The organism is Flavobacterium fragile, assembly GCF_023634865.1.
In the GTDB taxonomy this organism is placed as follows: Bacteria; Bacteroidota; Bacteroidia; order Flavobacteriales; family Flavobacteriaceae; genus Flavobacterium; species Flavobacterium fragile.
Genome location: NZ_JAMLJN010000007.1, coordinates 20507 through 46164, shown reverse-complemented (window position 1 = coordinate 46164; position 25658 = coordinate 20507). Strand labels below are relative to the sequence as shown.

General features: G+C 33.2%; 27 protein-coding genes and 1 tRNA gene. 13 read left to right on the top strand and 15 right to left on the bottom strand.

The features are described from left to right. Positions 1-31 precede the first annotated feature (31 nt). From mscL to NAT47_RS09275, 8 genes are all read left to right on the top strand, one after another. The gene (gene mscL, locus NAT47_RS09310; RefSeq protein ID WP_250582135.1) at positions 32-403 is read left to right on the top strand and encodes a large conductance mechanosensitive channel protein MscL; all 372 of its coding nucleotides are present in this window, start codon (positions 32-34) and stop codon (positions 401-403) included. Positions 404-540: 137 nt separating this feature from the next. Next, entirely contained in the window at positions 541-1350 is an 810-nt protein-coding gene (locus tag NAT47_RS09305; protein WP_250582134.1) for a hypothetical protein, read from the top strand. A 188-nt stretch (positions 1351-1538) separates the two neighbouring features. Further along, complete coding sequence (locus NAT47_RS09300) at positions 1539-2528, top strand: aspartate-semialdehyde dehydrogenase (protein WP_250582132.1); 990 nt, start codon at positions 1539-1541, stop codon at positions 2526-2528. A 164-nt stretch (positions 2529-2692) separates the two neighbouring features. Beyond that, complete coding sequence (locus NAT47_RS09295) at positions 2693-3037, top strand: hypothetical protein (protein WP_250582130.1); 345 nt, start codon at positions 2693-2695, stop codon at positions 3035-3037. 65 nt (positions 3038-3102) lie between these two features. Beyond that, a complete protein-coding gene (locus NAT47_RS09290) occupies positions 3103-5484 on the top strand; it encodes a TonB-dependent receptor (protein ID WP_250582128.1) in 2382 nt (793 codons plus the stop codon). Positions 5485-5494: 10 nt separating this feature from the next. Continuing rightward, a complete protein-coding gene (locus NAT47_RS09285; protein ID WP_250582126.1) occupies positions 5495-6049 on the top strand; it encodes a type 1 periplasmic binding fold superfamily protein in 555 nt (184 codons plus the stop codon). Between the two features lie 107 nt (positions 6050-6156). Further along, positions 6157-8259 carry a prolyl oligopeptidase family serine peptidase gene (locus NAT47_RS09280; RefSeq protein WP_250582124.1) on the top strand — a complete coding sequence of 701 codons (2103 nt, stop codon included), beginning with the start codon at positions 6157-6159 and terminating at the stop codon, positions 8257-8259. Between the two features lie 79 nt (positions 8260-8338). After that, positions 8339-8791 (top strand): hypothetical protein, encoded by a 453-nt coding sequence (locus tag NAT47_RS09275; RefSeq protein WP_250582122.1) that lies wholly within the window; start codon positions 8339-8341, stop codon positions 8789-8791. A gap of 30 nt (positions 8792-8821) precedes the next feature. Here NAT47_RS09275 and NAT47_RS09270 read toward each other — a convergent pair whose 3' ends face one another. From NAT47_RS09270 to NAT47_RS09255, 4 genes are all read right to left on the bottom strand, one after another. Next, the gene (locus NAT47_RS09270) at positions 8822-9622 is read right to left on the bottom strand and encodes a TIGR00266 family protein (RefSeq protein ID WP_250582120.1); all 801 of its coding nucleotides are present in this window, start codon (positions 9620-9622) and stop codon (positions 8822-8824) included. Positions 9623-9730: 108 nt separating this feature from the next. After that, complete coding sequence (gene mtgA / locus NAT47_RS09265) at positions 9731-10468, bottom strand: monofunctional biosynthetic peptidoglycan transglycosylase (protein ID WP_250582118.1); 738 nt, start codon at positions 10466-10468, stop codon at positions 9731-9733. 1 nt (position 10469) lies between these two features. Beyond that, positions 10470-11582, bottom strand: a complete 1113-nt coding sequence (locus tag NAT47_RS09260) for an NAD(P)/FAD-dependent oxidoreductase (protein WP_250582117.1) — start codon at positions 11580-11582, stop codon at positions 10470-10472. Positions 11583-11636: 54 nt separating this feature from the next. Then, positions 11637-11948, bottom strand: coding sequence for a winged helix-turn-helix transcriptional regulator (locus NAT47_RS09255; protein ID WP_250582116.1), 312 nt, complete (start codon positions 11946-11948; stop codon positions 11637-11639). A gap of 172 nt (positions 11949-12120) precedes the next feature. Here NAT47_RS09255 and NAT47_RS09250 point away from each other — a divergent pair, with 172 nt between their 5' ends. Beyond that, positions 12121-13041 carry a DsbA family protein gene (locus tag NAT47_RS09250; RefSeq protein ID WP_250582298.1) on the top strand — a complete coding sequence of 307 codons (921 nt, stop codon included), beginning with the start codon at positions 12121-12123 and terminating at the stop codon, positions 13039-13041. A 46-nt stretch (positions 13042-13087) separates the two neighbouring features. On the opposite strand, the gene NAT47_RS09245 is transcribed toward NAT47_RS09250, so the two are convergent. Together NAT47_RS09245 and NAT47_RS09240 are read right to left on the bottom strand one after the other, a co-directional pair. Then, positions 13088-13774 (bottom strand): DedA family protein, encoded by a 687-nt coding sequence (locus NAT47_RS09245; protein ID WP_250582115.1) that lies wholly within the window; start codon positions 13772-13774, stop codon positions 13088-13090. Then, entirely contained in the window at positions 13767-15011 is a 1245-nt protein-coding gene (locus tag NAT47_RS09240) for a dicarboxylate/amino acid:cation symporter (protein ID WP_250582296.1), read from the bottom strand. Before NAT47_RS09240 ends, NAT47_RS09245 begins: the two co-directional genes overlap by 8 nt. Before the next feature lie 80 nt (positions 15012-15091). On the opposite strand from NAT47_RS09240, the gene NAT47_RS09235 reads away from it, so the two are divergent. After that, positions 15092-16993 carry a S9 family peptidase gene (locus NAT47_RS09235; RefSeq protein WP_250582114.1) on the top strand — a complete coding sequence of 634 codons (1902 nt, stop codon included), beginning with the start codon at positions 15092-15094 and terminating at the stop codon, positions 16991-16993. A gap of 64 nt (positions 16994-17057) precedes the next feature. On the opposite strand, the gene accC is transcribed toward NAT47_RS09235, so the two are convergent. The 6 genes from accC to pdxA form a co-directional block, all read right to left on the bottom strand. Then, positions 17058-18404 (bottom strand): acetyl-CoA carboxylase biotin carboxylase subunit, encoded by a 1347-nt coding sequence (gene accC, locus NAT47_RS09230; protein WP_250582113.1) that lies wholly within the window; start codon positions 18402-18404, stop codon positions 17058-17060. Between the two features lie 99 nt (positions 18405-18503). Then, positions 18504-18977: an acetyl-CoA carboxylase biotin carboxyl carrier protein gene (gene accB, locus NAT47_RS09225; RefSeq protein WP_250582112.1), complete on the bottom strand. Its 474-nt coding sequence runs from the start codon at positions 18975-18977 to the stop codon at positions 18504-18506. Between the two features lie 26 nt (positions 18978-19003). Continuing rightward, a complete protein-coding gene (locus NAT47_RS09220) occupies positions 19004-19999 on the bottom strand; it encodes a beta-ketoacyl-ACP synthase III (protein WP_250582111.1) in 996 nt (331 codons plus the stop codon). A 165-nt stretch (positions 20000-20164) separates the two neighbouring features. Next, a complete protein-coding gene (gene rpmF, locus NAT47_RS09215; RefSeq protein ID WP_250582110.1) occupies positions 20165-20359 on the bottom strand; it encodes a 50S ribosomal protein L32 in 195 nt (64 codons plus the stop codon). 8 nt (positions 20360-20367) lie between these two features. Beyond that, complete coding sequence (locus NAT47_RS09210; protein WP_250582109.1) at positions 20368-20907, bottom strand: YceD family protein; 540 nt, start codon at positions 20905-20907, stop codon at positions 20368-20370. A gap of 81 nt (positions 20908-20988) precedes the next feature. Then, a complete protein-coding gene (pdxA, locus tag NAT47_RS09205; protein WP_250582108.1) occupies positions 20989-22038 on the bottom strand; it encodes a 4-hydroxythreonine-4-phosphate dehydrogenase PdxA in 1050 nt (349 codons plus the stop codon). 58 nt (positions 22039-22096) lie between these two features. Here pdxA and NAT47_RS09200 point away from each other — a divergent pair, with 58 nt between their 5' ends. Further along, positions 22097-22687 (top strand): riboflavin synthase, encoded by a 591-nt coding sequence (locus NAT47_RS09200; RefSeq protein ID WP_250582107.1) that lies wholly within the window; start codon positions 22097-22099, stop codon positions 22685-22687. A 104-nt stretch (positions 22688-22791) separates the two neighbouring features. On the opposite strand, the gene NAT47_RS09195 is transcribed toward NAT47_RS09200, so the two are convergent. Together NAT47_RS09195 and mce are read right to left on the bottom strand one after the other, a co-directional pair. Then, positions 22792-22865, bottom strand: a tRNA-Ile gene (locus NAT47_RS09195). Positions 22866-22922: 57 nt separating this feature from the next. Next, entirely contained in the window at positions 22923-23324 is a 402-nt protein-coding gene (gene mce / locus NAT47_RS09190; protein ID WP_250582106.1) for a methylmalonyl-CoA epimerase, read from the bottom strand. Positions 23325-23428: 104 nt separating this feature from the next. Between mce and rbfA the strand changes: the two genes are divergently transcribed. After that, entirely contained in the window at positions 23429-23821 is a 393-nt protein-coding gene (rbfA, locus tag NAT47_RS09185) for a 30S ribosome-binding factor RbfA (protein WP_250582105.1), read from the top strand. A gap of 1 nt (position 23822) precedes the next feature. Next, entirely contained in the window at positions 23823-25025 is a 1203-nt protein-coding gene (locus NAT47_RS09180) for an ABC transporter permease (protein WP_250582104.1), read from the top strand. A gap of 1 nt (position 25026) precedes the next feature. On the opposite strand, the gene NAT47_RS09175 is transcribed toward NAT47_RS09180, so the two are convergent. After that, positions 25027-25521, bottom strand: a complete 495-nt coding sequence (locus NAT47_RS09175; protein WP_250582103.1) for a hypothetical protein — start codon at positions 25519-25521, stop codon at positions 25027-25029. Positions 25522-25658: the final 137 nt, after the last annotated feature.

Below are 25658 nucleotides of genomic sequence, written 5' to 3'. Positions count from 1 at the left end.
ACGGAATATAAATTTTTAAAATTCTCCCATTATGTTAAAAGAATTTAAAGAATTCGCTATGCGTGGAAACGTAGTGGATTTAGCTGTAGGGGTTATCATTGGCGGTGCTTTTGGTAAAATTGTAAGTTCATTTATTGAAGATGTTATTACACCATTGTTACTTAAACCAGCTTTGGAAGCAGCTAATTTGTCAAAAATTGAAGAGCTAACTGCTTTTGGTGGGGTTAAATATGGCATGTTTATGTCGGCTGTGATTAACTTTGTTATTGTAGCTTTTGTTCTTTTCTTATTGATTAAAGGAATGAATGCTGCTAAGAAAAAAGAAGAACCAGCTCCAGCGGCTCCAGCAGGACCAACACAAGAGCAATTGTTAGCTGAAATTAGAGATTTATTGAAAAAATAGTCAATACCGCTACATTATATATTCTAAACTAAACCCCGATTCGTCGGGGTATTTTTTTAGAAATTGATTAGATTTGTTTTACTTTAAATTTTGAAAGAAATGTAATTTCAAGCTACAGGTTAATCAAAAACAGACTTATGAAAAAGATATTTATTTTATTAAGCTTTTTAACATTAGACTTAATTTATGCTCATAAAAATGTACAATTGGAGTTTACTAGAGGAAATGTTTATCTTTTAACCTCAACTCATGATTATAATGAAGAAATTAATAAAAGTTTAATACTTTCAGATTATGCTAATATTTTAATTGATAGTTTGAAATATGATAAAAAAATAAAAATTTTCAACTTTCAGAGTAATGATAAAAAAATGTTTTCTTATAAAGATGAAAAAGATGGTTTAATCTGTTTTTATAGAGCAGATTTAAACATGTTAGACATTAAATCTTTTTTGAATTTTATTAATTATATACTATTAAATGAGAAAAAATTAAATTTGGAAAAACCTCTCATTTTTGGCGAGTTAAAAGAAAATTATAAATTAGTTGATAAAGTAATTTCAAATGAAATTCACAGACCAAAAGAAGTAAATCAACTAGACAATTTAATTAATTATTCTTATTACTATAAAGATAATAATTTTCATTTCTATAAATTAATAGGAAAGGAATTAGTTTACAAAACTCAAAACTTTTCACAAGTTGAATCAGTTTCTTCTTATAATTTTATTGTTTTTTTAAACAATAAACATTTTGACTTAGTCAAAGGTATTAACAGGATAATTAGTTTCAATCTTTTAAAAGAAAAACGTTCTCCACTAAAATTTAAAATAATTAATATTAATCAAGATTATTGTTTTATTCAACATTCATGGGAACAAGAATTGATTTTAGTAAACTTAAAGACAAGTCAGATTACAGAAAATTTCTATAATAGATTTGAATAAAATTAAGTTTGGTTTCTAACTACAAGAATTTAAAGAAACTGTTTACAGACACGATTCACAATTCTCACACGATTCACTGAAGTTTTTTTAAAATCCCGTTACAAATCAAAACTTTTGTTATAATTTCATCAATATTTGCTAAGTCGTTTGAATATTCTATATTTTTGCATCTTTAAATAACACACACAATGAGAGTAGCCGTAGTAGGCGCTACCGGAATGGTAGGCGAAATAATGCTTCAAGTATTAGCAGAACGTAATTTTCCTGTAACAGAGTTAATTCCAGTTGCTTCTGAAAAATCAGTTGGAAAAGAAATCGAATGGAAAGGCAACACCTATAAAGTGGTAGGTTTGCAAACCGCTGTAGATATGAAACCTGAGATTGCTTTGTTTTCGGCAGGTGGAGAAACTTCTTTAGAGTGGGCTCCAAAATTTGCTGCTGCGGGAACAACCGTAATCGATAATTCTTCCGCTTGGCGAATGGATGCCACTAAGAAATTAGTAGTTCCAGAAATCAATGCATCGGTTTTAACTAAGGAAGATAAAATTATTGCAAATCCAAACTGTTCAACGATTCAAATGGTAATGGCTTTAGCGCCTTTACATACCAAATATGATATCAAACGTATTGTAGTTTCTACTTACCAATCGATTACCGGAACCGGAGTAAAAGCCGTGCGTCAGTTAGAAAATGAATATGCAGGAATTGAAGGTGAAATGGCATACAAATATCCAATTCACAGAAATGCGATTCCTCAATGTGATAGTTTTGAAGCAAACGGTTACACCAAAGAAGAAATGAAATTGGTGCGCGAAACTCAAAAAATCTTAAACGATAACACGATTGCGGTTACAGCAACTGCAATTCGTATTCCAGTCGTTGGCGGACACAGTGAAGCGGTTAACGTTCAGTTTGAAAATGATTTTGATGTAAACGAAGTGCATCAAATTTTACAAAACACGCCTGGTGTGACGGTTCAAGATAATTTAGAAACGTTTACCTATCCAATGCCAATTTACGCACAAGGTAAAGACGATGTTTTCGTTGGTAGAATCCGAAGAGATGAAAGTCAACCCAACACCATCAACATGTGGATTGTAGCCGATAACTTAAGAAAAGGAGCTGCAACAAACACGATTCAAATTGCGGAATATTTGGTAGCAAATAATCTAGTATAATTTTAGCTCTACAGATTAACTCGGGTTCAATCCTTTTGAATCTTTTAATCTGTGGCCAAAATCGATTAACCACGAACACACGAATTAAACGTTGCAAAACTTAAAAATTCGTTAATTCGTGGTTTGTTTTTTTGCTTTACTCTAAAAGAAGTATATTTGCCTAAGTGAAAAAGAGATTAATACATATAAACTTGTTTTTGTTGCTTGCTGTTTTATTTGCAGTTAGCTACCAATCTATTCATACTTTTTCACACGATCATCATATAAAAACGGAATGTTGTGATGACTCACATCATTTTAATAATAAAACTTCAGAAAAAAAGTTTACCGAAAGCGAAGATTGTCCTATTTGTGATTTCAAATTTGCTTCTTTCCTTTCTCCAGAGGTTTTACACTTTGATTTTATTCCTTCATTTTACGAAATACCCTATCAATTCAACAGTAATGAATCTTGCATCACGTTTGAAGGAAACTCGTTCCATCTCCGTGGTCCACCTGCACTAGTTTAAAAAATCTATTTCGATATCATTACCAAAAATAATGATACGTTGTTGTTTCATTTAAACTAAAAGAAATGCGATTCTTATCGATATTATTTTTCTTTTTGGTTGGCTTCTTCGGATACGCTCAAGTTACAATTACAGGCGTTATATCGGATGAAAATGGCTTGCCTATTAGAGATGCCCACGTGCACATTGCCAACAAAACCACTTCCACAAATAGCAAAGGAAGTTATACTTTATCAGATGTTCCAAAAGGAAAACAGAAACTCTATATTTCGTTGATAGGTTATCATGCTATTGCGGAAACTATCGAAATTTCAACCGATTTAACTCTAAATCGTCAATTGAAAATAGATATAACCAAATTAGAAGAAATCACCATTCAACATCTTTCTAATTCGAAAAGCGAAAGTAGTAACGAACAAGTTTTGAAAAGGGCTACCATTGAAAAATTCAGCAATCAAACCTTGGGTGAAGCCTTAAAAGAAATTTCAGGAGTTTCTATTTTAAAAACCGGAAGTACTATTGTAAAGCCTGTAATTAACGGTTTACATAGCAATCGTGTGCCAATCATCAATAATAATGTTCGATTAGAAGACCAACAGTGGGGAACAGAACACACCCCTAATTTCGATATTAATTCGGCTGGAAAAATCACCGTAATTAAAGGTGCTTCGGCTTTGCAATATGGTGGTGATGCTATTGGCGGAATTGTTATCATCGAACCTGAAGTGATAAAAAAAGACACTTTAGTAGGGAAAACGATTATCAACTTAGCCTCTAACGGAATGGGTGGAAGCTTGAGTTCAAGTCTTCAAAAAGGAAATCTTTATGGTTGGAGTTGGAATGCTTTAGGAACTTTCAAATACTTAGGCGATCGAGAAACGCCAGATTATGTGTTATCAAATTCTGGAAATCGCGAACAAAATTTTTCGGGAGGCATTCGTTATGCACAAGAAATGTACAATTTTAATGCGATGTACAGTTTTTACAATGCGCAAATTGGAATTATCAAAGCGTCTCATATTGGAAATGTAAACGATTTGTACAATTCCATCAACAACCAACTACCTAATGTTGCAGAACCTTTTGCTTATTCAATTAATTCACCTAAACAAAAATTACAGCATCATTTAATAAAATTTAATTACGAAAGATGGTTAAATGAAGAATCTTCAATCAATTTGCAATATGCTTTTCAGTTCAACAATCGTTTAGAATTTGATGTTAGAAGAAGTAGTGCCAACAATGATAAAGCCGCTTTAGATTTACAATTGGCCACACATACTTTTTTGGCGGATTATAAAACGAATATTGGAAATTGGAAATTAAAATCGGGACTGAATTTGGGCTACCAAAATAACTTTGCGAATCCAAAAACAGGTGTTCGTCCATTAATTCCAAGTTATGAAAAATTAGATGCTGGTTTGTATGGAATTGCCGTTTATAAATTTGATAATGCGACTTCTTTAGAATCAGGAATTCGTTATGATTTTTCGACTATTGAAGCCACAAAATATTATTTGAAATCAAGATGGGAAGAACGTGGTTATCATGAAGATTTTCCAGAATTCATTGTGGGTGAAGAAGGAAATCAATGGTTAACGAAACCTACTTTTGATTATCATAATATCACGGCAAACATTGGATATAGAAAGCAATTTCATCATGAAATGGAATGGTTAGTAAACGTGAGTTTGGCTTCCCGAAATCCAAATCCGTCCGAATTATTTAGTGATGGATTACATCATTCTACAGGTCAAGTTGAATTAGGTGATTTACGTTTAAAAAAAGAACAAGCGTATAAATTCAACACCACTTTTAAGAAAGATTGGAAATCGTTTCAGGTGCAACTTAATCCATTTGTAAACCGAATTTCGAATTTTATTTATTTGCAACCTATTGGTTTTGAAACTACTATCCGTGGAGCTTTTCCAGTTTGGGAATTCAAACAAACGGAGGCTTTGTTAACAGGTTTTGACATCAATTCTAAATGGAAAATTACGAATCATTTTTCACACGAGTTAGGAATGGCTTATGTTCACGGACAAAATCTAAGTACTGACGAGTATTTAATTGATATGCCTCCATTTGTCATTAATAATAAAATTCAGTACAAAAATGAATCTTGGTTTAATTTCGTTTCCGAACTAAAGAGTGAAGTGGTTTTCAGACAAAATCAGTTCCCTAATTACAATTTTGAAACCAACATAGTTGTGAATAACGAGTTAACTCCTGTTTTGGTTGACATTAGTTCGCCTCCAAAAGGCTATCATTTATTGCATTTTTACAGTGAAATGACTTTTAAAATCAATAAAAAAAATAGCTTAACCACTTCTTTTAGTATTCAAAACATTGGAAACACAACGTATCGGGATTATCTAAATCGTCAACGATTTTTTGTAGACGAAATGGGTAGAAATGTTCAAATTCAATTAAAATTTAATTATTAAAAATCAAAACATGAAAAATTTAAAACTTATCGCTTTATTAGTAATTCCTACATTATTTTCAACTTCTTGTTCTAATGATGACTCAGCAGTTAACGAAGACGAAGTTATTACAACTATTACTACAACATTAATTGGCGGTGGTCAAACTATTACATTAACATCTAGAGATGCTGATGGAGACGGACCTAATGCTCCAATAGTAACTGTTTCAGGAAATTTAGTTGCAGGAACTACTTATTCAGGTTCTACAACTTTTGTAAATGAATTAGCAAATCCATCTGAAGACATTACTGAAGAAATTGCTTTAGAAGGAGCTGACCACCAAGTTTTTTATCAACTTCCATCAACTGTTGGAACCTTAACTTATACTGATACCGATGAAAGCGGAAAACCAATTGGTTTAAACTTCACTTTAGTAACAGGTTCGGCTGGTACAACTGGAACTTTAATTGTAACTTTAAGACATTTACCAAATAAATCTGCTTCAGGTGTAGCTGCAGGAGACATTACCAATGCAGGTGGAAATACGGATGCTGCAGTTACTTTTCCTATTGAAGTAAACTAAAAACATAACAAATTTGTTACAAAACGACTGAAATTTCAGTCGTTTTTGTTTTTTAACAAATCTTTAAAATTCAAATGAATATCTTTGTTTTAATCAACAAATACTATATGAAAAAAACAATAACAGTATCGGCTATTGTTTGTACACTTGTTATGAACGCACAAACAAAAATCAATTATCCTGAAACCAAAAAAATCGACCATGTTGACACGTATTTTGGCGAAAAAATCAACGACCCTTACCGTTGGTTAGAGGACGACCGAAGTGCTGAAACCGAAGCTTGGGTAAAAGCTCAAAATGTGGTAACGTATGGTTATTTAGAGCAAATTCCATACAGAAATCAGCTTAAATCTAGAATGGAACAATTGTGGAATTACGAGAAAATTTCAGCGCCATTCAAAGAAGGTGATTACACGTATTACTACAAAAACAACGGTCTTCAAAATCAATCGGTTTTATATCGAAAAGATAAATCAGGTAAAGAAGAAATCTTTTTAGATCCAAATACCTTTTCAAAAGACGGAACAACTTCGTTAGGCGGAATTAACTTTTCTAAAGACGGAAGCTTAGTTGCGTATTCTATTTCAGAAGGTGGAAGCGATTGGAGAAAAGTAATTGTAATGGAAGCCAAAACCAAGAAAATTATTGGTGATACGATTGTAGATGTGAAATTCAGTGGTGTTTCTTGGTACAAAAATGAAGGTTTTTATTATTCAAGCTATGACAAACCTGTTGGAAGCGAATTATCTGCAAAAACAGATCAACACAAATTGTATTATCACAAATTAAATACGCCTCAAAAATCGGATAAATTAATTTTTGGTGGCGATGTAAAAAGAAGATATGTAGGTGGTTATGTTTCGGAAGACGAAAAATATTTATTTATTTCAGCAGCAAATTCAACTTCTGGAAACGAATTATATTATTTAAATTTATCAAAACCAAATAGCAAAATCGTAACCTTAATTGACAATTACGAAAATGACAATAATGTATTAGACAACAAAGGTTCTAAGATTTATTTGGTAACGAATTATAAAGCGCCAAACAAACGCGTGGTGACTTTTGATTTAGCAAATTCTGCCAAAGAAAATTGGAAAGATTGCATCGCTGAAACTGAAAATGTATTGTCTCCAAACACAGGTGGTGGTTACATTTTCGCAAGTTATATGAAAGATGCGGTTTCTTTCATTAAACAATACGATTATAACGGAAAATTAGTACGTGATATTCAATTGCCAGGCGTCGGAACCGCTGGAGGTTTTGGTGGAAAAGAGAAAGAAACTACTTTGTATTTTTCGTTTACCAATTATGTAACGCCAGGAACTATTTACTCATTTGATCCAAAATCTGGAAAATCAACAATCTATCAAAAACCTAAAGTGGATTTTAATTCGGCAGATTACGAGTCAAAACAAGTGTTTTATACTTCAAAAGATGGCACAAAAGTTCCGATGATTATTACGTATAAAAAAGGCACAAAATTAAACGGTCAAAACCCAACTATTTTATATGGTTATGGTGGATTTAATGTAAGCTTAACTCCTTCTTTCAGTATTGCAAATGCGGTTTGGTTAGAAAACGGAGGCGTTTACGCTGTTGCGAATTTACGTGGTGGTGGAGAATATGGTAAAAAATGGCACGATGCTGGAACGCAATTGAAAAAACAAAACGTTTTTGACGATTTCATTGCAGCAGCTGAATATTTAATTAAAGAAAACTACACTACTTCTGATTTTTTAGCGATAAAAGGAGGTTCAAATGGTGGTTTATTAGTGGGTGCCGTTATGACACAACGTCCAGATTTAGTAAAAGTGGCGTTACCAGCAGTTGGAGTATTAGACATGTTGCGTTATCATACATTTACCGCTGGAGCAGGTTGGGCTTACGATTACGGAACTTCGGAACAAAGCAAAGAAATGTTTGAATACATTAAAGAATATTCTCCAGTTCACAATGTAAAAGCAGGTACAAAATATCCAGCAACTATGGTAACTACAGGAGATCATGACGACCGAGTAGTTCCAGCTCACAGTTTTAAATTTGCAGCAGAATTGCAAGCGAAACAAGCAGGAGACAATCCAGTTTTAATTCGAATTGATGTAAATGCGGGTCACGGAGCTGGAAAATCAGTAGCGGCGACCATTCAAGAAAATGTGGATATGCAAGTCTTTACACTTTACAATATGGGTGTTAAAGAATTAAAATAGAAAAGTTAAAAAACTGATAAAAGAGCCTTCGGGCTCTTTTTTTTATGCAATAAAACTTCAAAAAATGGGTTTTCTAATTATGAGAATTCTAGTTTTTATATTCGTTTTAATTATTTCCATTGGATTACAAAGTTGTAATTCAACTGTAAAAAGTGTGTATCGTGATGATTTTAGAAGTGCTTCCAAAACCGAAGTTAAAAATATTCAAGAAGAAGTTGGGGCAACAAATTCTAACAAAAGTATTCTAATACTAACGCAAACTTCCAAGGGAGAAAAAATCATTATTTCGCAAAACGGAAAAGTCATTTTTTCTGAATATCCGATTACCAATTTAAAAAGTAGAATTGCGAATTATTTTAGTGTAGATACTAATTTTGATGTTCTCGTGAAAGATATTAGTACTAAAAAAGAAATCATAATTCCAGCTTCTAAAATTGGCAAACACAAATATATCTACTTAATGAAAAAAGGAAACAAAGGAAAATTTCAATATGTTATCACCTATAGTAATACGTTACGCCCATTAAAATAAAATCCCGATGAAAAATCGGGATTTTTGTTATTAAAATCGGTTATCGCCATCTAGGATTCTACCTAAACCTCCGAGTAAACTACCTTCTTCTCTGCTTCCTCCATTTTGAGGAGCGCTTGCGTAAATTCTACCTGCTAATCTACTAAATGGTAACGATTGAATATAAACTGTTCCAGGTCCGCGAAGCGTTGCGAAAAACACACCTTCTCCGCCGAAAATAGTGTTTTTAATTCCGCCAACAAACTCAATATCGTAATCTACATCTTTAGTAAAACCTACTAAACATCCAGTATCCACGCGAAGTAATTCACCAGGTTGTAATTCTTTTTTAGCCAAAGTTCCGCCTGAATGCACAAACGCCATTCCGTCTCCTTCAACTTTCTGCATGATGAAACCTTCACCACCAAATAATCCGGTTCCGATTTTTTTAGTGAATTCTATTCCAACAGAAACACCTTTTGCAGCACATAAAAATGAATCTTTTTGACAAATGAATTTTCCTCCTAATTGTTGCAAATCAATTGGAACAATTTTTCCTGGATAAGGAGAAGCGAATGATACTTTTCTTTTTCCAAAATCTTGGTTTTGATAAGCTGTCATGAACAAACTTTCGCCAGTTAAAACGCGCTTTCCTGCAGATAACAATTTACCAAAAAGGCCTTGTTGTTGGTCTTGACTTCCATCACCAAAAATAGTTTCCATTTTGATGCCGTTTTCCATCATCATAAAACTTCCGGCTTCTGCGACTACTACTTCTTGTGGATCTAATTCAATTTCCACATATTGCATTTCTTCACCATAAATATGATAATCTATTTCGTGTGCTTTCATAATTTTTAATTTTTCTGTATTAGTCGAAGTGATAATCGAAATGTTACGAAAAAGAAAAACCGAAAACAAAATCGCTTTCGGTTTGCATTATTTTTGATTTGGTTGCAATTAGTAATCCAATTTCACGTAACCAATTTCTCTGCTAATCTTTGCCTTTCTTCTGTTAATATAAGAAGAAGAATTAGAAGCTTTATATTTTCTAGGATTGGGAAGAATAGCAGCAATTCCAGCGGCTTCATAACGGGTTAAACTGGCGGCATCTTTTCTGTACCAATGTTTTGCTGCGGCCTCCGCTCCATAAACACCATCTCCCATTTCGATACTATTCAGGTAAACTTCCATAATACGTTTTTTACCCCAAATTAGTTCTATTAAAACCGTATAATACGCTTCCAAACCTTTACGAACATAACTTCTTCCTTGCCATAAGAAAACATTTTTTGCCGTTTGTTGCGAAATGGTACTTCCCCCTTTTAATCGTTTTCCTTTTTGATTGTTCTTGAACGCCTTTTGCATGGCTTGAAAATCAAAACCCCAATGTTCTAAAAAACGTCCGTCTTCACTTGCAATAACGGCTTTTTGAAGATTTAATGAAATTTCGTCTATTGGCACCCATTCGTGACTGCAAACCATGTCTTTTCCTGCCGCATTATGCTCTAAAGCACGAATTCCCATCAAAGGGGTAAATGGGACGGGAACAAATTTAAAAAGCAACACCACTGAAAAACTAATGATATTAAACCATAAAAATAATAGCCAAAAAAAACGCACTATCTTTTGTACTATAGTTCTCTTTTTAGCGGGTGCTTTTGGTGCTTTATTTTTAGTAGTAGTTTTTTTTGCCATTTTATATTAAATCTGCTAATTCTTGCCCGACTAAACTACCTATGGCAACACCCATTCCTCCCATTCTCACACCACAATAAACGTTGTTTGAAAGTTGTTCTACGATTGGTTTCTTATGTGTTCCCACACCCATAGTGCCGCTCCAACGGTGTTCAATTTCGAACGGTTGATGAGGCAAAATTACTGTTTTTAATAACTCTTCCAAACGATTTTGAATTAATTCTGTGATATCGTGAGAAGTGGTGGTTTCACCTTCGAAATCTAAGTTTCTTCCGCCACCAAAGAGAATTCTATCATTGATATTTCTGAAATAAAAATAGCCTTGGTCTAAATGAAAAGTACCTTTAATATCTAGATTAGGAATAGGTTTCGTAATTAAAACTTGGGCACGAGCGGGTTTTACTTGATTATTTGTCAATTGCGATGCAAAACCGTTTGTAGTGAATAATAGTTTATTGGTTTTAAAAGTAATTCCATTAGTTACAACCTCAACTGCTTCATTTAGTTCTTGAAAACTCATTACGTTTTGACTGTTTAAAATCAGGATGTCGCTTTGATGTACTTTTTTCAATAAAGCTTGCATCATATTTCCCGTATCTATTTGGGCTTCAAATGGATTGAAAATCAAGTTTTCGAAAATGCCTCCAAAATTAAATCGGTCAATTTGTTTGGAAAAAACATCCGTTTTAAAAAGCGGTTTGATGATATCGTTAATGAATGGTATTTTCTGAATACATTCGTTATAAAACGATTCGTCTTCTTTTAGAAACAACTCATAACCACCATAAGGTTTCAAATCAATGACTGAATCACCGAGATTTTTTCGAAGTAATTGTAATCCTGCGTATCGTTTTTGAATCAGTTGAATGACTTCTTCTTCAGTATGCGTTTTTAAATCGTCTATGATTTCCGAAATACTTCCAAAACAAGCAAATCCAGCATTTTTAGTACTAGCACCTTGAGGTAAAACACCTTTTTCGAGAATTAAAATTTTGGATGAAGGAAATCGTTCACGCAAAGCTAATGCGGTATGTAAACCTACGATTCCACTTCCTACGATAGTAAAATCGGGATTTGAAAACCAATTTTTTATTTCCCAATAACTAAGCTGCATGTAAAAGTATTAGATTGTAAAAGTATAAATTGTTTTTTCAAACAAAAAATAAGCCTACAAAACGTTTTCTAATTGTTTAAAAATAGGAATTAGTCCTTTTCCTTTCTCAGTCAGGTTGTATTCAATGTGCAAAGGTTTCTCTTTTATTATTACTTTTTCTAACAATCCTGCTTCTTCAAATTCTTTTAATGCTATTGACAAGGTTTGCTTATTAGCTCCTTCAATTTGTTTTAATAAGACACTAAAACGAATTGGATTATCGACCGCCATTTTAAAAATTTCGGGTTTTAATTTACCAGACAAGAGTTTAAGTAAGGCTTGTGCCGGACAAGTTTCGTTTGGTATATTTTGGATTTTATCAGTCATGTTTTTTTGACTTATTGTGCAAGGTTTTATAAGTAACTAAATTTACACAAAAATACAACATAGTTGATAATAAAGGAATTTTACTTGAATGAAAAAAATTAATATTAAACTATTTACAATCATTACTTTATCTGTAATAAATAGTTTTGGACAAACAAAAAATACAAATGCTATGAAAAACGAAAAATCAAACAATCCCCTTTTATGTGATCCTAAAGAAGGTTTTTGTGAAATACCTACAAATCAACAAGAATCTTCCCCTACAATTAGCAAAACAGAGAAAACCATAAAAGTTATTTATTTTACAGACCCTATTTGCTCCTCTTGTTGGGGGATTGAGCCTCAACTAAGAAAACTAAAATTAGAATATGGTGACTCGGTAGAAGTAACATATCACATGGGGGGATTATTACCAAACTGGAGTTACAACAGCGGAGGAATCAGCAAACCCACTGATGTAGCAAGTCACTGGGACGAAGCTAGTTTATATTATGATATGCCTATTGATGGCAACGTATGGATTGAAGATCCTTTACACTCCTCCTATCCTCCGTCGATTGCATTTAAAGCAGCCCAAATGCAAGATGAAGAAAAGGCTAAAGCTTTTATGAGAGAATTAAGAGAAATGGTCTTTTTAAAAAAAATCAACATTGCAAAAGAAGAAAACATTATAAAAGCAGCACAAAATGTTGAATTAAACATTGAGCAATTAAAAAATGACCTATCAAATAATGCTATGAAACTATTTGAAGAAGATTTAAAATTGGCTCGACAGTTTGGCGTGAGAGGTTTCCCAACTCTTTATTTCATTAACAAATCGGGTTTTACAGAAGTTGTTTATGGTTCTAAACCTTACACTTTCTATGAAAATGCGATACAAAAATTAGATTCAAATATTAAAAAAGAATCTTACGCTAAAAACGTAGTAGATCTTATGAATACTTTTCATTCCTTAACCGCCAGAGAGTTTTCAGAACTAAGTGGAACACCGAGAATGGAAAGTGAAAAGATTTTAAACGATTTAGTAACGGAAGGTAAATTGGAAAAATTTACCACTAGAAATGGTTCGATTTGGAAATTATTAACAAAGTAATATCAAACAAAAAAGGCTAACTCATTCATATTCGTTAGCCTTTTTGCTATTGTGATTTGTGATTCCTTTTAGCCTTAATTGCTTTCATTATAAGAGGAAATGATGTTACGGCAATTAAAATTAAGATAATGGTTTCAATGTGTTTCTTTAAATCGATACCAAACTCTTCATTAAAGAATCCGTATAAATAATGTCCAGCAAAAACCAAGGTAAACGACCATAAAAGCGAACTCAATATATTATAAAACATGAATTTCCCTTTTTCCATATGAACAATTCCTGCAATAATAGGTACAAATGTTCTCACAATAGGAAGAAAACGGGCAAAAATAATAGCTTTACCACCATGCTTTTCGAAGAAAGCTTGCGATTCATATAAATATTTCTTCTTAAAAAAGAAACTATCTTCTTTCTTATACAAAAACTGTCCACTTTTCGCTCCAAACCAATATCCGAAAATATTTCCTAAAGTCCCAGCAGCGGCAATCAATAAAGCTAAAATCGTTACGTTTGAAAAATCGCTTGGAATCATGAAAAACGTTTCTACTAACTCGCGACTATAAATTCCCGACAGAAATAACAAACTATCTCCTGGAAGAAAGAATCCAGCAAATAAGCCTGTTTCAGCAAATACAATGAATAACACCATGTAAATTCCAATAGGAATGCCTCCGACTTCCATAGTAATATAGAATTCGGGGTTGAATAATTTGGTCCAATGAAAATTATCCATTTATTTCTTCTGATTTAGATTCCCACTTATCAATTGCCGCTGTTGATAAAGCATTTCCTAATACATTTGTCATACTTCTTGCCATATCACAGAAATGATCGATAGGTAAAATTAAAGCAATTCCTTCTGGCGGAATACCAAACATAGCACAGGTTGCCACTACTACAATTAAAGAAGCTCTTGGAACCCCAGCCACACCTTTACTAGTCAACATTAAAACCAATAACATGGTCAATTGTTCGCCTATTGACATATCAATTCCATATACTTGAGCAATAAAAATACTGGCAAAAGTCATGTACATCATACTTCCATCCAAGTTAAACGAGTAACCTAGAGGTAAGGTAAAGGACACAATTTTGGGTTGACAACCAAAGCGTTCTAATTCTTCAACCATTTTTGGAAAAACAGCTTCACTACTAGTCGTTGAAAAGGCTATTAATAAAGGACTTTTAATTCTTTCTAACAAGACAAACAATCGTTTTCCTAAAATAATGTACCCCACTAATAGTAACAACAACCACAGTACTAAAATTCCAACAAAAAAGGCCCCTAGATATTTGGCGTATAAAGTAAAAACTTCAAATCCGTGCTTTGCAATTGCTCCTGCTACAGCTCCTAAAACCCCTAGCGGAGCAGTCCACATGATGTAGGTTACCATTTTTAAAATCACATGAGAAACCGTATCCAATAATTTTATAATAGGCTTAGCTTCTTTTTTGGAAAATGCTGATAATGCCACACCAAATAAGATGGAAAAAATTACAATTTGAAGAATTTCATTGGTAGCCAAAGCTTCAAATAAACTCTTTGGTATTACATGTTTTACAAACTCTTCCAATGAAAAACCTTTAGAATTTTCTAATAATTCAGCAGCACTTGTTGTATCCTCTAATTTAATTGAAGTTCCTTTTCCAGGAGCAAAAAAATTAACTAAGAGCAAACCTAAAAGCAAGGAAATTAATGAGGCTGAAATAAACCAAATCATAGCTTTACCTCCAACGCGTCCTACCATTTTCATATCACCCATTTTTGCAATTCCAACTACTAGTGTTGAAAAAACTAATGGTGCAATAATCATCTGCACTAAACGGATAAAAATAGTTCCTAAGAGTTTTATATTTTTTGAAAAAGCATCAATTGATTCAGGAAACTGATAATGCACAATTCCACCCATTACAACACCTATTACAAGCGAAATAATGATCAGTATAAATAATTTATTATTCTTCACAATCTATTCATTTTAAGATTGTGAAAATAGGGATTTTTTTTGGAAAAATGACTACTTTTAGCTTCGTTTTAAATATTTCAAATATGAATAAATACATTTTTCTCATTTTCAGCATGATAAGCATGAGCACTGCAGCGCAACAAAATCTAACGCCCGAAACTTTATGGCAATTGGGAAGAGTTACTCCCTTAGGAATTTCAAAAGACGGAAAACTTTTAGTTTATAAAGTCGGAACACCTTCTATCGAAGAAAATAAAATCAATTCTAAAATCTACACCATTCCTGTTGAAGGAGGAAAAGCTACTTTAGTGGAAGATTACAAATCATTGTTGGCAGATAAAAATGTTTCTCCAGATGGAAAATTTCTGCTATTTTCTAAAGAAGTTAAGGTAGAAAAATTATTAGGAAAAGACCTTTATCCAGAATTATCCAAAACTACTGCCCAAGTGTATACAGGCTTGGATTATCGTCATTGGGATACTTGGAACGACGGAACACACAACCACGTTTTCTTTTCAGAAAATAAAAAAGATGCGGTTGGAGTTGACATTATGCCAAACGAACCTTATGACGCCCCTCAAAAACCTTTTGGCGGTGATGAAGATTACATTTGGTCGCCTGATGGAACCAAAATCATCTATGTTTGTAAAAAGAAAGCCGGAACAGCTTATGCAACCAGCACCAACACCGATTTATACGAATATGATTTAGCTACAAAAACCACAAAAAACCTCACTGAAACTAATTTAGGTTATGACACCCATCCGATTTTTTCTCCAAAAGGGGATTTATCTTGGTTACAAATGAAACGTGATGGTTATGAAGCAGACAAAAACGATATTATCGTTCGTCATAAAGGACAAGATTTAAATATCACTTCAAATTGGGACGGAACAGTTGACAGTTTTTCTTGGAGTAAAGATGGAAAAAGAGTGTATTTCATTGCACCGATAAAAGGAACAAAACAATTATTTTTTATTGAATTTCAAGGATATAAAAAGATTTCATTTGAGGTAAATCAAATTACCGATGGTGATTTTGATGTGAATGCGATTGTTGGTTTTTCAGGAACTTCGGTTTTAGTAAGTCGAAATGATATGAATCATGCTCCGGAAGTATATTCGTATGATTTAGCTAAGAAAACTTGGAAGCAAATAACGAAAGTAAATGATGAAGCTTACACTAAAATCGCTTCTTGTAAAACAGAAAAACGTTGGGTTACAACTACCGATGGTAAAAAGATGTTGGTTTGGGTGATTTTACCTCCAAATTTTGATAAAACTAAAAAATATCCAGCGCTTTTATACTGCCAAGGTGGACCACAAAGTGCTTTGACACAATCGTATTCTTTCCGTTGGAATTTCCAATTGATGGCTTCGCAAGGTTATGTAATTGTAGCACCAAACCGTAGAGGAATGCCAGGACACGGAACGGCTTGGAACGAACAAATTTCAGGAGATTGGGGCGGACAAGTTATGGATGATTACTTAGCAGCAATTGATGATGTTGCCAAAGAATCGTACGTAGACAAAACGCGTTTAGGTGCTGTGGGTGCTAGCTACGGAGGTTATTCTGTATTTCAATTAGCTGGAATTCATAAAAATCGTTTCAAAACCTTCATTTCGCACTGTGGTATTTTCAATACAGAAAGTATGTACGGAACTACAGAAGAAGTGTTCTTTACGAATTGGGATTCTGGTGGTGCATATTGGGAAAAAGATAATGCTACTGCTCAAAAAACATATAACGAATTCAATCCTATTAAGTTAATTAACAATTGGAATACACCAATTTTAATTATCCAAGGCGGGAAAGATTACCGTGTACCAATTGGACAAGGACAAGAAGCTTTTCAAGCGGCGCAATTAAAAGGAATTAAAAGTAAATTCTTATTGTTCCCAGATGAAAACCATTGGGTATTAAAACCTCAAAATGCGTTGGTTTGGCAAAGAGAATTCTTTGGTTGGTTGAAAGAAACTTTATAATCAAACCAAAAATAAATTCATAAAAAAAGCGATTTCAAAATTGAAATCGCTTTTTTATTATTCTTTATTCCACTTCTTTCATTACAAAAGATTCCATGAATTTTGTGGTATAATTTCCAGCCACATAATCGGGTTCGTCCATTAATTGTCTGTGGAAAGGAATTGTTGTTTTGATTCCTTCAATTACGAACTCATCTAAAGCGCGCTTCATTTTAGCAATTGCCTCTTCTCGTGTTTGAGCAGTTGTAATCAACTTAGCGATCATAGAGTCATAATTTGGCGGAATAGTATATCCAGCATAAACATGCGTATCTAAACGCACTCCGTGTCCTCCTGGTGCGTGTAAAACCGTAATTTTACCTGGCGAAGGGCGGAAATCGTTATACGGATCTTCTGCGTTAATACGACATTCTATTGAGTGTAATTGTGGATAGTAGTTTTTACCAGAAATTGGCACACCAGCCGCAACTAAAATTTGCTCACGAATTAAATCGTAATCGATTACTTGCTCAGTAATTGGGTGCTCAACTTGAATACGAGTATTCATTTCCATGAAGTAGAAATTTCTGTGTTTATCCACTAAGAACTCAACTGTTCCAGCACCTTCATATTTGATGTACTCTGCTGCTTTAACCGCTGCTGTTCCCATTTTTTCACGTAATTCATCTGTCATGAATGGTGATGGAGTTTCCTCAGTTAATTTTTGGTGACGACGTTGAACTGAACAATCTCTTTCTGATAAGTGACATGCTTTTCCGAAAGAATCTCCAACAACTTGAATTTCGATATGACGTGGTTCTTCAATCAGTTTTTCCATGTACATACCATCATTCCCGAATGCTGCAGCAGCTTCTTGACGTGCACTTTCCCAAGCTTTTTCAAGTTCTTCTTCTTTCCAAATAGCACGCATCCCTTTACCACCACCACCAGCTGTAGCTTTCATCATAACCGGGTAACCGATTTCTTTTGCTACTTTTTTTGCTTGTTCTAAAGATTCTAAAATCCCTTCAGAACCTGGAACACAAGGAACTCCAGCTTCAATCATCGTTGATTTTGCTGTTGCTTTGTCTCCCATTTTTTCAATCATTTCAGGAGAGGCACCAATAAACTTGATTCCGTGCTCTTGACAAATTTTTGAAAACTTAGCATTTTCTGACAAGAATCCGTATCCTGGGTGAATTGCATCTGCATTCGTAATTTCTGCTGCTGCAATGATATTTGACATTTTTAAATATGACAAATTACTTGGAGCTGGACCAATACAAACGGCTTCATCTGCAAACTTCACATGTAAACTATCCGCATCTACAGTAGAATAAACAGCAACCGTTTTGATGCCCATTTCTCTACAGGTTCTAATTACACGAAGCGCAATTTCCCCTCTGTTGGCAATTAATATTTTTTTAAACATGTACTTTTATAATTAGATAATTAGACCATTCTTAATTTAGAATTTAGAATTTAGAAAAGTTGAATACTTCTAAATTCAAATTTCTAACTTCTAACTTTATTAAGATGGATCAACTAAGAATAATGGTTGATCAAACTCAACTGGTGAAGCATCGTCTACTAAAACTTTTACGATTTTTCCAGATACTTCAGATTCGATTTCATTGAATAATTTCATTGCTTCAATTACACAAAGTACATCTCCTTTTCCAATTGTTGAACCTACCTCAACAAACATAGGTTTGTCTGGAGCTGGTTTTCTATAGAAAGTACCAATAATTGGTGATTTTACTGTAATATATTTTGAATTATCATCTGTTGATGAAGTTGATGCTGGCGCATCTGCTACAACTGGTGCTGCTACCATTTGAGGAGCCGCATGCATAGGCATTTGTTGTACGTATGTAGTTGTACCTTCTACACCTTCAGCAGTAGTTTTTATGGTGATTTTAAAATCGTCCATTTCTAATTTTACTTCTGTAGCGCCTGATTTTGCTACAAATTTGATTAGGTTTTGAATCTCTCTAATATCCATAATATTTGATTTAGTTTAGTTTGTTATTATTTAGTATAAGCCCACTTTAAATAGATAGCACCCCATGTGAATCCACCTCCAAAAGCTGCAAAGATAATGTTATCTCCTTTTTTCAATTGGTTTTCGAAATCTGATAATAATAAAGGTAGGGTTGCCGAAGTAGTATTTCCGTATTTTTGAATGTTGATTAAGACTTTAGATTCGTCTAATCCCATACGATTTGCAGTGGCATCGATAATTCTTCTGTTAGCTTGATGTGCCACTAACCAATTGATATCATCATGTGACAAATTGTTGCGTTCCATGATTTTTTCACTTACATCGGCCATGCCAGAAACAGCATATTTGAAAACGGTTTTTCCGTCTTGGAAAACAAAATGTTGTTTGTTTTTTACAGTTTCTTCTGAAGGAGGCAAAATAGAACCGCCTGCTTCAATTTTTAAGAATTCTCTTCCAATTCCATCACTTTTTAAGATTTCATCTTGAAGACCTAATCCTTCTGTATTAGGTTCAAACAAAACCGCTCCTGCTCCATCTCCAAAAATTATACAAGTAGCTCGGTCTGTGTAATCGATAATCGATGACATTTTATCTGAACCTATTAATAAAACTTTTTTGTATTTTCCTGATGTGATATATGCAGAAGCAACTGACATTCCGTAAAGAAAACTAGAACAAGCTGCTTGTAAATCGAATGCAAAAGCATTTGTTGCTCCAATTTCCGTTGCAACAAAAACTCCTGTTGAAGCCACAGGCATGTCTGGAGTTGCAGTAGCCATAATCACTAAATCGATATCTTTAGGATCTAAATTGGCTTTTTCTAATAAATTTTGTGCGGCTTTTATCGCCATAAAAGAAGTTCCTTTACCTTCTTCTTTCAACAACCTTCTTTCTTTAATTCCGGTGCGAGTGGTAATCCATTCATCATTAGTATCCACTAATGTTTCTAACACTTCATTCGACAAAACATAATCAGGCACATAAGAACCTACTGCCGTAATTGCTGCTGTTATTTTATTCATCTTCGATTAATTTTTCTTTCTGAATTTTCAAGTTCAAAAAGTGGTGGAAATTACAAAAAAAATTTCAAACGAATCCTATGTAATTTGCATTATTGCAAGTACAAATAGGTATTTAACAAAAAAACTCTCACTATGTGAGAGTTTTCTCTATTTTTTTAAAAGCAATTATGCTACAGCTTCGTTTTTGTCAATTACAACTTGACCTCTGTAGTACATTTTACCTTCATGCCAGTAAGCTCTGTGGTATAAGTGAGCTTCACCAGTTACAGGACAAGTAGCAATTTGAGCAACTGTTGCTTTGTAATGCGTTCTTCTTTTATCTCTTCTTGTAGACGACTGTCTTCTCTTAGGATGTGCCATTGTTCTATTTATTTATCCGTTAATAGTTTTTTTAAATTCTCCCATCTAGGGTCAATATCATTATTTTGTTGTTCTTCTTTCTTGTTTTCTTTTGGAGAAAGCGATTCTAATTTTTGAATTACATCTGACAGCGAACCATCTTTAACACCAGGATGTATTCTTCGTAACGGCACTGATAATATGATGGACTCATAAATATACTGTGCTACATTTACTTGAAATTCGCCATGAGGTAAAACGAGCAACTCCTCATTTTCATCATTAAAGGCATCTCCAAACTTAACTAAAAGTTTTAATTTTCCTTTTATTGGCAAATCAAACTCTTCACCTGAAACATCACAAGGTACATTTACAGTTCCTTTGTGTTTAAAATCAAGCTCTAGCATAGTGCTTTTCTTCTCTAAAACAATATCTACTTTGACTGAAACGTCATTAAATTCGTTGTAATCAAAGTTTTTAAAGAACGTATTATCTATTTGATAATCAAACTGATGCTTCCCTATTTTTAACCCCACAAATGGAATTAAATATTCTTTTAAATTGTTCATAACAACAGTTTTACCTTTTTAAAAGGTGTGCAAAGATATAAAATATTTATAAATTCAAACTAGTTGTAAACATTTTTTTGTTTATAACTGTTTTTCTTTTGTTTTTAAAGGGTTCTTTATCAGCTCTTGATAGTCATTTCTTTTCTTAAAAATATCAATCGCTAAATAAACTGCCTCTTTAAATGACTCGTGATTAGCCACTCCTTTGCCTGCAATTTCATAAGCAGTTCCGTGATCGGGAGAAGTTCTAATTTTATTTAATCCAGCCGTATAATTTACTCCATTGCCAAACGACAAGGTTTTGAACGGAATTAATCCTTGATCGTGATATGTTGCAATTACTGCATCATATTTTTCATATTGTGCCGAACCAAAAAATCCATCTGCTGGAAAAGGTCCGAAAACCATATTTCCGGCTTCGAATAATTTTTTTAATGTAGGCTTAATAATTTTCTCTTCTTCCTGACCAATAACTCCATTGTCACCCGAGTGAGGATTCAGACCTAAAACCGCTACTTTTGGTTTTTCAATTTCAAAATCTTGCTTTAACGTTTGGATGATTGTTTTGATTTTACTCGAAATCAATTTCTCATTCAAATGTTTTGCCACTTCATTTACGGGAACATGATCGGTAAGTAAACCAACACGTAAATCATCGTGTACCATTAACATTAAAGCATCTCCTTCCAACTCTTTATCCAAATAATCGGTATGTCCAGGAAATTTAAATTCTTCAGATTGAACATTATATTTGTTAATAGGAGCAGTTACTAAAACATCCACGAAACCTTCTTTTAAAGCTTTAGTAGCCGCAACGAATGATTTTATAGCGTAACTTCCTACTACATCATCATTTTTTCCTAACTCTAAGTTTACTCCTTCACGCCAAACATTAAGCACATTAAGTTTTCCAACAACCAACTGATCTAATTTATCAATTCCGTGAATGGCAATATCGATATTCAATTCTTTTCTCAAAAAAGAAACAATCTTAGCATTTGCAAAAATTACTGGCGTACATAATTCTAACATTCGGTTATCTTCAAATGTTTTCAAAATAACTTCGCTTCCAATACCATTTAAATCTCCAATTGAAATTCCAACAATTATATTTTCTGCTTTTTTAACCATAACAAATGTGATTTATTGCTTACTTTTGATGTGCAAATTTAGTAAAATTAAATCAGTTATGTTTACCGGAATTATAGAAACCCTCGGAATTATAAAAGAAATCGAAAAAGATCAGGAAAACCTACATGTAACGGTGGAATCCGAAATTACTCACGAATTAAAAATTGACCAAAGTGTAGCTCATAACGGCATTTGTTTAACGGTAGTGAAAATCGAAAACAAAAATTACACTGTAACTGCTATCAAAGAAACGATTGATAAGACTTCAATCGGAACTTGGAAAGCTGGAGATATCGTAAACTTAGAACGCGCCATGAAACTTGGAGACAGACTTGACGGACACATTGTTCAAGGACATGTTGACCAAACAGGAATTTGCACAAATATTAAAGAAGCAAATGGAAGTTGGGTTTTTACTTTCGAATATGACGCTTCTCTAAACAACATCACTATAGAAAAAGGTTCAATTACCGTAAACGGAACCAGTTTAACTGTGGTGAATTCTGGACTAAACTCTTTCAGTGTATCAATAATTCCTTATACTTTTGACCACACCAACTTTAATAGATTCGAAGTTGGAACCATAGTAAATTTAGAATTTGATGTGATTGGAAAATATGTGAGTAGATTAAACGAACTCAGAAAATAATAGTGTCAAAAAACACTTTAAAACTGAAAGCATAATTACTAGAAAAAATTTAAAGTATATTTAATAAAAAAAGGTTTCAAAAGTTATTTCGAAACCTTTTTTAGTGGTCCCACCTGGGCTCGAACCAGGGACCACCTGATTATGAGTCAGGTGCTCTAACCAACTGAGCTATAGGACCATTTTAGGAGTGCAATATTAAGACTAATTTTAATGGCACGCAAGATTTTTTTTAACTTTATTTAATTTCTTGGCAAAGCTCAACTAAAACTCCGTTTGTGCCTTTTGGATGCAAAAACGCAACCCATTTATTATCAGCACCTTTTTTAGGAGTTTCATTTAAAACCACAAATCCTTCGTCTTTAAGTCGTTTAATTTCTGAAATGATATCCTCTACATCAAAAGCTATATGATGGATTCCTTCTCCTTTTTTTTCTAAAAACTTAGCAATAGGACTTTCTGGATTTGTAGCTTCAAGCAATTCTATTTTATTAGGGCCGTTCATAAAAAATGAAGTTTTTACCCCTTCGTTCGCTACCTCTTCTTCTTTATAGGGTGGCTGACCAAATAACTTAGTAAAAAGCAAATTGGATTCATTTAAATTCTTTACGGCTATGCCTATGTGTTCGATTTTTCTCATTATATTTATTTTTTACAAAATTAAGAAAAGCTTCTTTTAAAAGCTAAATTAACCTAATTATTACAAATAGATTATGCTTGTTGATTTTTTTGTATTTTTGCCCCATGGAGACAAACAGACAAAAAAAAATAGGAGCACTTTTACAAAACGACTTAGTTTCGATTTTACAGGGCGAAATTCGCAAAAACAACATTAATAATCTAGTAATTTCGGTTTCAAAAGTAAACGTAACTTCGGATTTGTCTATTGCAAAAGTGCATTTAAGCATTTTTCCATCTGAGAAAGGGGCAGAAATTTTAGAAGCTATCAAAAGCAACTCCCCGTTAATTAAGCATGATTTAGCCTTGAGAGTTAAAAACCAACTTAGAAAAGTTCCCAACCTAATTTTCTACATTGATGACAGTTTAGATTATATAGAGAAAATCGACAAGGCATTATCGGGTGAAGAAAATCCTATTATAAACAGAGATTTATTAGACAAAAGAAAGAAATCATAATTTGAATTTTTCCTTTTACATAGCTAAGCGTTATGCTGTAACATTCAGTAAAAACAAAGCAATCAACATTATTACAGCTATTGCTTCACTTGGAATTATAGCAAGTACGATGGCGCTTTTTATATTTCTGTCTGTTTTTAGCGGATTAAGAGAATTCACTCTAAATTTTGCGAATGTTTCTGATCCTGATTTACAAATTGAAACTACTTTAGGAAAAACTTTTACAGTCAATACCGAACAAGATAAGTCCCTAAAAAATAATACTCACATTAAATCATACAGCAAAGTAATTGAAGAACGCGTTTATTTTGTATATGATAACAAAGAAATAGTTGCCCACATAAAAGGAGTTGATCCTAATTACAATCAAATTACTGATTTTAAAAATCACTTATATGTGGGCGAATGGTTTGAGTCTGATTCTGAGAATGTCGTAGTTGGTGCAGATATAAGTAGAAAATTAGGTCTTGGACTAATGGATTATAACAATGCTCTTGAAGCTTATGTTCCAAAATCTGGAAAGGGCGACATTGAAAATCCTGAAGAGGCATTTAATAAAATGCTATTATTTCCATTAGGTATTTATTCTGTTAATGAAGAATTAGATGGAAAATATGTTTTTTGCTCAATTGATTTGGCTCGACAATTTTTAGGATTAAGAAACGATGAAGTCAGTACTATTGAAATTAAACTAAATCGAAATTCTAATGAAAATGAAGTTAGAGAAGATTTAAAATCTATATTCGGTGATAAAATTAGAATAAAAAACAGAGCACAATTGAACGAATCACTTTACAAAATGCTTCAATCTGAAAATTTATTCATTTACTTATTTAGCACATTAGTCGTAATACTCACGCTCTTTTGTTTAGCAGGATCGATAGTAATGATTATTATTGATAAGAAAGAAAATCTGAAAACATTATATAATATCGGATTAACTCAGACTTCAATACGATCCATATTTTTCATGCAGGGTATTATCATCACTATGTTTGGCTTGTTCATAGGCCTTGCCATGGCAAATGTAATAATCTTATTACAACAACACTATTCTTTCATCATGATTACTCCTACCATGCCTTACCCTGTTCTTTTTGAGTGGGAAAACATGGTAATCGTAATAATGACAATAATTGTTTTAGGTATAATTTCTTCTTGGATTGCTTCTGGAACTGTAAACCAAAAATTACTTCAAAAATAATTTATTCTTTTGGTAGTGGAGCTCCAACAGCTATATCACAACGATGCCCTTCTTGTCCATGAGGAGGATTCATCCCTGGAGGAGTTGAAGTTCCTACAATAGTCGTTGAACCATTAGAAGTATTCACCTTCATTACAGGCTGTTCAGATGGTTTAGTATTTACAACTTGCGCTGCTTGAGGCTGATTATTCTGTGCTGGCTTAGAATTTAAAGGAGCACCAACAGCTATATCACATCTGTGACCAGGTTGTCCGTGAGGAGGATTCATTCCAGGAGGAGTTTGAGTTTGAGTTTGAACCCCTTGTTGGGTTTGTTGAACAGGTTGCTGTTGTTGTGATGGCTGAGCAACACTAACCCTTTGTTTTAACCATTCTTCTCCAGAAAATGGCTGTGTTTCTTCTTTTGCTTCAACAGGCTGTTGAACTTCTTCTTCTTTTTTACATGATATCAACAAAAAAGCACTAAACAAGCTAGCAACAAATATTTTCTTTTTCATAGTTTTTAATTTAATTTTTTCAAATATAAAACATTAAATGAAATGAAAAAAACAAATGCCTGGAATGTAAACAAAATGTTAAATTTTCTCTTTTGAAAAGGTCTGATAAAAATCGGAAAAACAGTAGTTTTAATCTT